This is a genomic window from Chryseobacterium aahli, assembly GCF_022699665.1.
Taxonomy (GTDB): domain Bacteria; phylum Bacteroidota; class Bacteroidia; order Flavobacteriales; family Weeksellaceae; genus Chryseobacterium; species Chryseobacterium aahli.
In genome coordinates this window covers 150,794-162,601 of record NZ_JALDNB010000007.1, presented here as the reverse complement: position 1 = coordinate 162,601, position 11,808 = coordinate 150,794, and the positions used below count along the sequence as shown (strand labels likewise).

Below are 11,808 nucleotides of genomic sequence, written 5' to 3'. Positions count from 1 at the left end.
TAGTAATCTAATTAAAAAGAATATCTTATTTTTTTTAACAAGATAATGATTAGCTTTTTAAATGAAAGGTTATAAGCAGCGTTTTCGGGACTTTTTGATGGAATATCTAATGGAGATACTATATCTTTTATATGTAAAAGCAGTCTAGAAATTTGGTTGTCGAAGTTCTTTATTACTTGATTACTTAACTTGAGGTTTGCTATCATCAGTTTGATAACAAAAATGGTATTGACAAATTGTACCTGTCTTGTTTGAGAGCTCCAAACCCCTTGTCCAATTCTATATGCTGCCATTTTTTCTGGAAAATATTTTATAAGACCATACGACGCATTCATAATATGTAAAGGGTAATCTCCTGCGGGAGAAGTGAAAAACCAAGAAGGCAACTCATTAAAATTTCTTCTAAAAAGGACGGATGCTGTATGAATGAAATTTCCTTCCGCTAAATCTTCAATGGAGTAAGTCTTTTCAATATGATCAGAAATAACAAGTCTCTCATCTAATTTTTCTCCATGTTCATCTACCTCATCAACATTATGAAAACAAATGCTATAATCTTCATTTTGTTCTAAAAAATCAACTTGCCTTTGAAGTTTCAGAGGATCTGTCCAATAATCATCACCTTCGATAAGCGCAATATATTTTGCAAATGAGTTAAAACAAAGGTGAAAAATGTTTTTGGCATTTAATGAAGCACCAATATTGCGCTGCATTATAACAAGATGAATTTTTTCAGGATATTTTTCAGCCAATTTAAGACAGATTTCTCTCGTATTGTCTGTAGAGCAATCTTCCCCAACAAATAATTTAAATTTGAAATTTGTTTTCTGATTAATTACAGACTCAATAGCCTTTTCAATATACTTATCTTGATTATAAGTAATCATATAGACAGCTACGACAAGACTCTCATCCTCTAATTGCATATCCAAATCCATCTTTTCCAAAATCATTTCCGTTGTAAATCATATATTGAATCCCCTTGTGCTCAAAAACATGGCAATACTCCATCATATTACTGTCCCATCCATCATTAGATAGACAAATACCAGTGTGTTCATACTGTTTGGTCCATACGAGTCCTTCATCAGAATTTGCAAATCCTATTTTGTATCCTTTACCTTTTATCTGTCTGTAATCGTTTGTATCACGATATGAAAAAAACATTTCAAACTTATCATCCACCTTATAAACACAGGGTCTTCCGATAGCTTTTGCGATATCATCATAATCCAAACAGATTATTCCTCTTCTGTCCCAAGTAATTCCGTCTTGAGAATCGGCATACTTTACATGATATGATGGCTCAGGGTAATCGTTTATAATCTCCCATCCAGTGCAGGATATATACCACATTTTCCAAACATTATTATCAATAATTACGTATGGAGCAGTGTTAAAATATGGTTCTTCTTTGCTTCTGTCACATATGGGGCCATCTGAGATTCGTTGAAATGTCTCTCCGTTGTCATTGCTGACAGCTAAGCCTATGGACAGTCTATATGAAACGGTTATTTGTGGATTCCATCCAATATAATACATGAAAATTTTATCATCTTTTCTTATAAGTGATGACGGCATTATCCCGGAATCATCAAAAGTCCCTAAACTGCCGAGTTCTAATATCGGACCGATGACCCTTCCCTTTAATTCAATGATACCGTCTTTCACAATACAATCGATATAGTATGGCAATGATTTTCCATATTCGTTTCTTGAACTGAAATAAACTCTGAAATAATCTTCTTCAAGATGCAATGCAAAAGGAATTGCTCCGTGACTTTTAATTTGATCAGTGATATGATTTTTAACCTCAAATAGAAGCCCTTTTTTAATCCACATATTATAAATCTTTAGATGATTTCTCGGCTTTAGTCGCAGGGTTTCCTTTATAGAAGCCCCATTCATCTGTGTTTTTGATAACACTTGCCGCCATGGCAACAAATGTTCCTTCACCAATAATAATTCCATCTCTTATGGTGGCATTTACTCCTAAAGTACTATAGCTTTTAACGGTGCAATGACCTGATAAAACAACCTGAGAAGTAAACATAACATGATCTTCAATAGTACTGTGATGTCCGATATGATTACCGCTCCAAAGAATAACATTATTGCCAATCTTGGTAAATGGCTGTATTGTATTATTTTCTAAGATAAAACAGTTGTCACCGATCTCATTATCAAATAAAGTAGCTTTAGAACTGATGTAAGAGATCAATTTATAACCTTTACTTTTTACATCATTATAAATTTTTTCTCGTAGTCGGTTCATTTTCTGCGGTGACATAGGTGCAAAAAACTGATAATCAGCGGGAGGAAAGTTTTTTTCAACATCTTCAAATGAAACAACTGGCAATCCTCTAAAATTGTTTTCAGAAGGAATGTATTCTTTGTTTACACAGAATGCTACAACTTCATGATCTGAATCTTTTTCTAAATAATAATGTGCAAGTTCTGCAAAATCTTGTATTCCAAATATTATAATTTTCGCCATATCATTATTTTAATAGATAAACAGTATACTCGTATAGTCCATAATCATTTCTAATTATAAAATTTCTGGATAATTTTTCACATAGAAATTTTGTTAATGTATCTAAAGATAAATGGAATAAATCATCACGTTCCCAATCTACATTTTTCGACATTACGTTAAATGCAATTCCTGTATTGCATTTATCGAACACTTTGCTGATCATTAGGCAAAAATAGTCCCACATTTCATCTTGAGAAAGTTCTCTTTTTTCTGTGAAAACGCCGTTAAGAATAATATAGTCGAAAGATGGAAGGGCACTATTGTCTTCAAGGATGTCTGTTTGATAGAAAGTCGCTTCGGGAAATTTTGAGCTGGCAGTTTCTACGAAGAGAGGAGAAATGTCAAGACCAGAGTAATTTAAGTTTTCGATTTGATTATCAATAATATATTGTAATAAATGTCCTGTGCCACATCCGAAATCTAAAAGTGTGCTAGAAACTTTTTTATCCTTAACAATTTCCAGCATTATCTTATATCTTTTCAGAGCATCATCTTCATTAGGCCAGTCAACTCCTAAATGATTGTCACCATGTGCGATGAGACATTGTTCGTAGTGGTCAACAATTTCTTTATAGTTTTTTTTCATATTAATGTATATTCATTTAATAATTTGACGGAATCTTCTATCGAGTTAAACATCAGAATATCGATAATAGATAACCAAGGTACAAAATCATTTTCGAACTGTTTATACTGAACAGAATGAGGTTTTAAAAATTTCAAATCAATATTCTCTTCAGTGAAAAGATCTTTTGAATATAGTTCAACACCACCAATTGCGTTAATATATTCTTTAGCACCTAATCTTTTGCAAATGTCTAAAATCTTGTCACTGCCTTTCTTTGATAAATCTTTTTCGATCTCAGATGACAGAATAAATTCAGTATCAAGTTTTAAATATTTAGATATTTCAATAATAGAGTGGTAATTAAATGTAGCAATATTGGACGTGGTGTCGATTAAAATCTTTTGCAAAAGGGAAAAAATCGATTCGTAAAAAGGAGCATTTTTATAGTTATGTAGTATTGTCTTAAGAAGACTTTCTTTCCATCCACTTTCTTCATCAATATAGGTCTCACAAATAAGTTTGTTTTGGCTCACGTTTTTTAGTGGTATAGTAAACCTCTGCAAGTTTCCGTTTGAAAGGAAATTATTTCTGTTTATCCAGCCTTTTTTTATAAAGTTTACATCATCAAAAACCACAAATAAATCTACTTCTTTTATTAGTTGAAAATAGCCAATATAGGGGAATATATAGGGTTGCATTATTGCGATTTTCATATTACTAATTATTTTGAATTCTAAGAATTATCCTCGAAATATACTCTACTTCTTCAAATGTCAAATCAAAATAGAGTGGCAAACATAATACTCTTTTGGAAATGTCTTCGGTTATTGGCATCTCTTGCGTAGGAAGGTATGGTAGAGAAGAGGCCAAACTAGGATAAAAATATCTTCTGGTAAATATTTGATGCTTGTCTAGTTCTGTTTTTAGTTTTAAAAGTAATTCCTCTGTTTCAACTACAATTGTGTAGTATGCATAGTTTTTATTTGAAATGGTGCTCCAAACAGGATTGAGAGCACGGAGAGTTGAAAGCCTCTTATCATATAGTTCAGAAAGCTCTTTTCTTTTTTTATGAATTTTATCAATGTATTTTAAGTTTGCCAGCCCCATTGCAGCATGAAATTCTGAATTCTTACCATTCAATCCCAACTCAGCAAAAGTATCATAACTTGAAATTCCGAAGTTCCGTATATATGCTAATTTTTTTAGTAATTCAGGATTCTTAGTAATAAGCAAGCCACCTTCTGTAGAATGGTAGAGCTTGGTTGCATGTAATGAACAAGTAGAAATGTCCCCATATTCAAAAATTGATTTTCCTTTAACTTCTACTCCAAAAGCATGGGCAGCATCATAAATTACTTTAAGATTATGCTTTTTTGCAATTTTTTCAATTGTTTCTACATCACAAGGATTTCCGTATACGTGTGTGGCTAAAATTGCTGAGGTTTTTTCGGTAATCGCTGCTTCAATTTTTGCAGCATCAATATTTAAAGAATTTTTATCAATATCTACAAATATGGGTTTACAATTTTCCCAGACAATACAGCTGGTTGTAGCCACGAAAGAAAATGGAGTGGTGATAATTTCTCCTTTTAAATCGAGAGCTTTGATGGCCATTTGCAAAGCAACAGTTCCATTTGATACAAAAAGTAAATGGGAAACTTTCAGATGGTCTTTTAGTTCCATCTCAAGTTGACTTGCTAATGGCCCCATGTTGGTAAGCCATTTCCTTGTCCAAATACCATCTAAGTATTTTTCGTATTCTTCTTTGGGAGGAAGAAAGGGTTGTGTTACAGGAATCATTCGATTTAGTTTAAAATTGTTGTACTTTCAGACTCCAATTCAATTGGAATCCATTGTTCTTCTTCACCTTTTACAACAAATTCTAAAATGTTGTTGATTCGAAGGAGTGGTGAAACATCATAGATACTAAGGTCTGCAATATATTTACCTAAAGTAAATAATGGATTCTTGATTGTTACAATGTATGTTAGGAGGCTTTTTTCTGTAGTGAACTTCTTTTCTTCCTTTACATAAACTCCTGCTATAGGTCTTTGCTCCTTGTCTTTAATCTCTAAATAAAGAGTAGGTATGGTTTTTATTTCCTTTTTTATTTTGAATACAAAGGTTAACTGGAAATCACTATTTCGATGCACTGTATTATTTATCAGATTACTTTCCTTTGAAACTAGCTCAAATGTTCCATCATCAAAAACAGTGTTTTCTGTATTGTTTGAAAACTTGTTATAGTATAATTGAACACCCTTACCAATTTCATTTCCGTAATATTCTACCTTTCCATGATCCATCAAAATGATTTCATTACAAATTCTTGAAACCATTGGCATACTGTGCGATACAAATATAACTGCAGTATTAGGTAAAAGCTCATCTATTTTGTTAAAGCATTTCAGTACAAATCCCAAATCACCAACTGCAAGAACCTCATCAATAATCAATATATCGGGTTCAAGATGTGCTGCAATCGCAAAACCAAGCCTCACTTTCATACCGGAAGAGTAATTTTGTATGGGCATATCTATGAATTCCCCAATCTCTGAAAACTCCACAATAGAATCTAATTTGTCCTCAATTTCTTTCCTAGTAAAACCTAAAATAGAAGCATTGTTGTAAATATTTTCTCTTCCTGTAAGAATAGGGTTGAAACCTGCTCCCAATTCAATAAGAGCACCTATCTTTCCTTTCATAACGATCTGACCCTTATCAGGAGCATAAAGACCGTTTAATATTTTAAGCAAAGTACTTTTACCGGCGCCGTTATGGCCAATTAATCCTATGCATTCGCCTCTTCGAAGCTTAAAACTTATATCTTTTACCGCCCAAAACTCTTTTGGTCTTAAATCTTTATTAATTTTTATACCTAAAGTACTTTTAATGATATCTAGTGCTCCATATTTTAACGACGATCTCAAGTCCATTGAAAACTTCTTGGAAACATTCTGTACCGACACTAAAATTTCTTTTTCTTCGTTCTTCATCTTATCCTCCGATTTTTTCAATTATTATGGGCATTGATTTTCTGAAAATAACCATTCCCACGAGCATCACGATAAAACTAAGGCCTGCCAATACCACTGAAAAAGTAATATTTTCAAGATTCATATTGGTTAGACTGCTTCTTGCATCATTAAAAAGAAAAGTGAGAGGGTTAAGTTCAAAAAGTTTTTTAAAAAGCCCTTGCTTAGGTACTGCATAAACGACAGGTGTAATGTACATCATAAATGAAACGGCAGCAGAGACAATCTTATTAATGTCCGTATAAATAAGTCCGATTGGTGTAAACAGTAAGCCTAAGCTTAATGAGAATACAATAATTACTACTAAAATTATGGGAAAGTAAAGAATTCCTATTCCGGGATTAATGCCATAAATCACAAGGATTCCGGCTATCAAAATAAGCTTCAGGATAAGATTGAAGATCATTTTGTAAATGCCAGACATGATAAGTGCTTCTTTGGGGAAATTGATTTTTGAAAGCAAACTTCTCGCACCGTTTACAGATGTAATGGGGATGAAAAGCGTTTCATTAAAAATACTCCAAAGTGTTGTTCCTATCACTACGAAGGCAATGTACGGAATACTTTGATCAGCATTGACGTTTACCGTTCCTGAGCTGCTTAGAAATATCCACACCAAAGAATTGGTGATGATTGGCATAAATGCCCAAAAAAATCCTAAAAATGATTGTCGGTATTGAGATTGTAAATCTCGTTTAGCCATTTGGTAAGCCAAAAAATTAGATGACTTGGTGTCATGATATATGGCTTTCAGCTCTTGGAAAAAATGGGTTTTCTTATCAGATGTGTATACTACGGTTTTCAAGGGAATTTTTTACAAATTTAAAATAAATTATTGATAATCATATGGCAAGGCAATTGTAGTGCTCATGCCTTTTGTTGTGTTTTATGCAGCAAATATATTAAAAAATAAAGTAGAGAGGAACTTTGTTAATAGGTTTTAATCGATTAGAGAATATAAATGGATTGCCTGAATTTTACTTTCAGGCCTTATTGATAGAAAAGATGGTGAAAAGAAATTTCATGGAGCGGAAGATTCCCATTTTTGTAAATGTTGAAAAAACAACCTGATTATTTGCCTTTGTTTTGAATTCTTTACAGTATGCAAGGTATTCTCTGATCAGATGCTTGACAAAAACCTTCGGGAAGTGAGCAGAATGCCTGATAAGCAGTTTTTCACGGAAAATGTTTTTGGCGTACTCTTTCTTGCCATCTAGTTCTTCATTTCCGGAGATACTTTGAGCCGATATTCTGACTCCTACTTTTGTGTTGCGGTTATAAAATATTTTTTTGTAATCTGCAAAAGTAAGGATCGCAATCTCATCACACCCCCAAGCTAATGGTATTTTCTCGAAACCGTATTGGCGATACATTTTGGTCTTAAATATATTTTCAGAGAGACTGCTTTTTATTTCGCCGCGATACTTTCTCACTACGAAATCTATAGAATCCAGAATGTCGGTATGGTAATCACATACTTCTAAAGTTTCATTGTTTTCGTCAATCCACTCGTGAACAAATTTGATGGAGTTTATCTGTTTTTCTTCAAGAAAAGGAAGACTGTTGTAAAATTCCTGAACAAAATTATCTGCAATGATATCGTCATCACCCAATACCTGAAACCATTCTTCATTGATTTCATTCAGAATTCTTTCCCACTGTAATGCGGGATTTTCACCACCCAGATTATCGGTATAGTTGAAATAATGATAATCTTCTTCTTGAAGATATTTGCCGATAATAGGAAGCGGGTCGTTCTGGCTCTTATCATTCCCGATGTAAAGGGCGAAATCTCTGTTGCTCTGTGCTGCTACTGACTTAATGGTTTCTTCAAAGAAATCAATTTTGTAGTAAGGAATTACAATGGCTAGTTTTTTTCGAGTGTTTTGAGACATCACAATAATTTTAATATGAACAATCTGAATTTAATTACAGATTCGAAGGTAGGTTTTTTAAATAATCTTTGCTGATAGGTTATGAGATTTCAGAAAATAATGTTTTGGAATGGGATAGTTACTTTATTAACAAATAACTGTCTGAATCTATTTTTTAAAAATAAAATATTTAAATACTTTAGTTGGGTTCAGATAAAGTGCATAAGGGTTTTTATGTTTTGACATCTGGTAAACAAAATATTTTCCGCCTAAAGAAAGCTTTTGTGTAAAACTGAAATGAGGCAATGTACGGTTGTCTAAAGCAGCAAGTAGTTTTTCATTATCCCCGTCATAATAGGTGTCTTTTGAGGGTGGGTGAAAAGAATGGTTGACTTTTTCTGTGAGAAGGTAAATTTCTTTCACTCGAGACTTCCATACTTTAATGCTAAAATTGTTGAGAATATACTGATGCTGTCTTTTACCGATATTATTTCTGTATTGTTGATCTCTAATCAGATTTTTCACATTCTGATGCCATTCTTCTAAATTGTCAGGATATACAATTCCATCATCAATACGGTCACTAAACAGTTTGAACAAAGGCAGCGGATTGTAATGGAGTGCAAATGGAATGTTCTGCAGAGCTGCTTGCAAAAGCGCTGTGAAGGATGCCATAGGAAAGCCTTCTACATAAATAGCTGTATTTTTTTCTATTTCTGCTAATGCTTGTGCAGGGATAATTCCGTGCAACACAAGTCTTTCATGTCGGTATTCTTTACCATAATCTGACTCTTGATCTATTCCTACAACATTAAAAATAACGTTCGGATTTTCTTCAACAATTCTGTAGGCTTCTTTCAGGAAGTTATAGGAGGAATTGGGGTTGTATTTATAAGGTGTGCCGGTGCTTAAAAGCTGCAAAATCTGGTCGTTCTTTTTTGTAGCATCATTATTTTCGGTCAGCAGATTTTCTATAGGAATTGGAAGAAAAACTTGTCGTTCTACCGGTATTCCGCGTCTTTGGGAGTCTAGTACAATATTCGATTCCCTGATCTGCAATACAAGATCTGCAATAGATGTACCCAGCCAAAAGGTATGGTCTGCATGATTGACCAGGCAAACGGGTGTCGCTATTGATTTCTGAGAAAAAACAATACTTGGTATGGTCTCATCCGGATGAACATGGAGCATGATGATGTCATAATCTTTTTGAACCTCGTTTTGCAAAAGTTTTGCAGATTCTATTTTAGACGATGCATGTACGCTGAGATGATCTAAGTCTGATGAATTTTTGAGATAATATGCAGTTACATCTTCAATTTCTTTCACAGATTGTCTTGTACAGAGAATGCTGTGCTTTTTTGACTGATCATTTTTAATCCAGGTGTAGAGAAGTTTAGAATGACCACCCTCTGTGTATAATTCGGATGCGATGTGGAGTATTGTATTGCTTTTTTTTTCGCTTTTTTTAATACTGATTTCTGGTAATACTTTTTCTTGAATTTTTGAGAGAAGAATTTCCAGTTTCTCACTTTTATAATAACCTGAAAAATTATGCCATCCAAAAAATGCAGTTTTTTCCATGTAATTGATACAATCTTCGTAAAGATTCTCTTCAAAAAGTCTTTCTGCGATGCGAACCCGCGATTCGAAATAATCTTTATTAAACTTGATCATATTTAGTTTTAATAATTAAATGATTATCATCAGACTGCTAATCAAATGTAAAGAGAGCAGACTGTGTTGCTTGGAGAAGTATGTATTTAGACTTTCTTACTGAAATTGATTGATACATTGAATAATTTTTTCAACTTCCTCTATTTCCATGACAGGGCTTATGGGCAAGCTTAATACCTCGTTGTGAATCTTTTCTGAAATAGGAAAAGAAAGATTTGAAAACTCTTTATAAGCCTCTTGATGGTGTGGGGGAATAGGATAATGAATAATGGTTTGTATACCGTTTTCATTAAGATACTGTTGAAGTGAATCTCTTTTTGATGTTCGGATGACATATACGTGCCACACGTGTTCCTGTTCATTTTCAGGATGTTCAGGCAGAATAATCAGAGGGTTATTTATTTCTGTATTGTATTTCTTTGCGATTTCTCGTCTTCTCGTATTTTCTTGATCGATGTATTTTAATTTTACATCTAAAACAGCGGCCTGAATTTCGTCTAATCTTGAGTTAAGTCCTTTGTAGATGTTGACATATTTTTGTCCGGATCCGTAGTTGGCCAATGTTCTTATCGTTTGAGCAAGCTCAGCATCGTTCGTTGTTACAGCACCGGCATCACCCAGGGCACCAAGATTTTTACCGGGATAAAAACTAAATCCAGCTGCGTCTCCCAAGTTTCCTGACTTTCTGCCTTTAAATTCTGCACCTATGGCTTGTGCATTATCCTCAACAATTTTTAAACTGTGTTTTTTTGCAAGATCAGTTAGCTTTTCTGAAAATATAATTCTTCCCTGCAAATGCACAATCATCACCGCCTTGGTTTTAGCAGTGATTTTTTCTTCAATTTTTGAAATGTCAATATTATATGTTTCAAATTCAGGCTCTACCATTACAGGAATTAATCCGTTATCTGAAATAGCGAGAATGGAAGCAATGTAGGTGTTTGAAGGAACAATCACTTCGTCGCCAGGCGACATGGTTCCCATTTCAATATATGCACGAAGGATAAGGCGTAACGCATCTAAGCCGTTAGCAACACCTATGGCATGAGTGCTACCGATATATTTTGACAGATTTTCTTCAAATGTTTTTACTTTTTCGCCTAATAGATACCAACCTGATCGGAAAACATCAAGCAGTTGCTCTTCAATTTCCTGCTGGTACTGCAAATTGATTTTTTGAAGATCTAGAAATTTAATCATGGTTATTTTTCTTTAAAAATTTGGCAGGATTTCCTACCCATATTTCATTATCCGGAACATCTTTAGTGACCACACTTCCGGCGCCTATGAGTGAGTTCTCACCAATAGTTATACCCGCTAGAAGAGTAGCATTTGCGCCAATTGATGCTCCTTTTTTTACCAGAGTATTTTTTAAAACAAAGTGGATGTTTTTAGATTTTGGAAATAAGTCGTTGGTGAACGTAACGTTCGGGCCAATGAAAACATTGTTCTCAAGAGTAACACCGTCCCATATCTGAACTCCTGGCTTAATGGTAACGTTGTCGCCTATAATGGCTTCGTTTTCAATAAGTACATGGCAGTTAATGTTACAGTTTCTGCCAATTTTTGCATTTTTTAAAATAACGCAAAACTGCCAGATGGATGTTCCTTCGCCAATGTTTTTTGATTGAATATCAGCTAAGGGATGAATCATGGTTTGAAATTTTTATAATCTTGAAAATCTCTGAAATAATCATTTTCATCGTAAAGCTCAGAAGCAAGACATAGGAGTACTGCATTGTGAGAAAATTTGATATCTCTCCAGATTAATTTCGGAAGGTAAAGACCTACCGATGGGGAATCTAAAATAAATTCTTCTTTATTTCCATCCTGATCTTCTGTATTGAAACGAATAGTTCCTGCTACAGCAAAGATCAATTGTTCCAGATTTTTGTGTGCATGGCCTCCTCGTATAACATCTTGTGGTGTGTAATACGTCCAATATACACGCTTCACTTCGAAAGGAACATTCTTAAGGCTCTCGGCAACAGTGATGAATCCTAAAGAAGAGCTTCCGATTTTATCTAAATTGAAATAGGTGGGTTTGTTCATTAACTTTTATTTAACATCCAAAACAGAATACGCTAAATAAAAATGCTAAAATCTTGATTGAAA

13 protein-coding genes are annotated in these 11,808 nt (G+C 33.8%); all 13 read right to left on the bottom strand.

Going from position 1 to position 11,808, the window contains the following annotated elements:
- Nucleotides 1–11 precede the first annotated feature (11 nt).
- Nucleotides 12–938 carry a glycosyltransferase gene (locus MQX03_RS12390; protein WP_242803592.1) on the bottom strand — a complete coding sequence of 309 codons (927 nt, stop codon included), beginning with the start codon at nucleotides 936–938 and terminating at the stop codon, nucleotides 12–14.
- Nucleotides 910–1,842 (bottom strand): glycoside hydrolase family protein, encoded by a 933-nt coding sequence (locus tag MQX03_RS12385; RefSeq protein WP_242803457.1) that lies wholly within the window; start codon nucleotides 1,840–1,842, stop codon nucleotides 910–912. Before MQX03_RS12385 ends, MQX03_RS12390 begins: the two co-directional genes overlap by 29 nt.
- Before the next feature lies 1 nt (nucleotide 1,843).
- Nucleotides 1,844–2,497 carry an acetyltransferase gene (locus MQX03_RS12380; RefSeq protein WP_242803456.1) on the bottom strand — a complete coding sequence of 218 codons (654 nt, stop codon included), beginning with the start codon at nucleotides 2,495–2,497 and terminating at the stop codon, nucleotides 1,844–1,846.
- A 4-nt stretch (nucleotides 2,498–2,501) separates the two neighbouring features.
- Nucleotides 2,502–3,125 (bottom strand): class I SAM-dependent methyltransferase, encoded by a 624-nt coding sequence (locus MQX03_RS12375; RefSeq protein WP_242803455.1) that lies wholly within the window; start codon nucleotides 3,123–3,125, stop codon nucleotides 2,502–2,504.
- On the bottom strand, nucleotides 3,122–3,820 hold the full coding sequence (locus MQX03_RS12370) for a WbqC family protein (RefSeq protein WP_242803454.1): 699 nt from the start codon (nucleotides 3,818–3,820) through the stop codon (nucleotides 3,122–3,124). The genes MQX03_RS12375 and MQX03_RS12370 overlap by 4 nt, the downstream gene beginning before the upstream one ends.
- Nucleotides 3,821–3,824: 4 nt before the next feature.
- Nucleotides 3,825–4,907: a DegT/DnrJ/EryC1/StrS family aminotransferase gene (locus tag MQX03_RS12365; protein ID WP_242803452.1), complete on the bottom strand. Its 1,083-nt coding sequence runs from the start codon at nucleotides 4,905–4,907 to the stop codon at nucleotides 3,825–3,827.
- 5 nt (nucleotides 4,908–4,912) lie between these two features.
- A complete protein-coding gene (locus tag MQX03_RS12360) occupies nucleotides 4,913–6,103 on the bottom strand; it encodes an ABC transporter ATP-binding protein (protein WP_242803450.1) in 1,191 nt (396 codons plus the stop codon).
- Nucleotide 6,104: 1 nt separating this feature from the next.
- Complete coding sequence (locus tag MQX03_RS12355) at nucleotides 6,105–6,947, bottom strand: ABC transporter permease (RefSeq protein ID WP_242803448.1); 843 nt, start codon at nucleotides 6,945–6,947, stop codon at nucleotides 6,105–6,107.
- A 178-nt stretch (nucleotides 6,948–7,125) separates the two neighbouring features.
- Nucleotides 7,126–8,037 carry a glycosyltransferase family A protein gene (locus MQX03_RS12350; RefSeq protein WP_242803446.1) on the bottom strand — a complete coding sequence of 304 codons (912 nt, stop codon included), beginning with the start codon at nucleotides 8,035–8,037 and terminating at the stop codon, nucleotides 7,126–7,128.
- Between the two features lie 147 nt (nucleotides 8,038–8,184).
- Nucleotides 8,185–9,693, bottom strand: coding sequence for a glycosyltransferase family protein (locus tag MQX03_RS12345; protein WP_242803445.1), 1,509 nt, complete (start codon nucleotides 9,691–9,693; stop codon nucleotides 8,185–8,187).
- 96 nt (nucleotides 9,694–9,789) lie between these two features.
- Nucleotides 9,790–10,893 carry a DegT/DnrJ/EryC1/StrS family aminotransferase gene (locus MQX03_RS12340; protein ID WP_242803444.1) on the bottom strand — a complete coding sequence of 368 codons (1,104 nt, stop codon included), beginning with the start codon at nucleotides 10,891–10,893 and terminating at the stop codon, nucleotides 9,790–9,792.
- Nucleotides 10,886–11,347 (bottom strand): acyltransferase, encoded by a 462-nt coding sequence (locus MQX03_RS12335; RefSeq protein WP_129535176.1) that lies wholly within the window; start codon nucleotides 11,345–11,347, stop codon nucleotides 10,886–10,888. Before MQX03_RS12335 ends, MQX03_RS12340 begins: the two co-directional genes overlap by 8 nt.
- Nucleotides 11,344–11,745: a sugar 3,4-ketoisomerase gene (locus MQX03_RS12330; protein ID WP_129535175.1), complete on the bottom strand. Its 402-nt coding sequence runs from the start codon at nucleotides 11,743–11,745 to the stop codon at nucleotides 11,344–11,346. Before MQX03_RS12330 ends, MQX03_RS12335 begins: the two co-directional genes overlap by 4 nt.
- Nucleotides 11,746–11,808 lie beyond the last annotated feature (63 nt).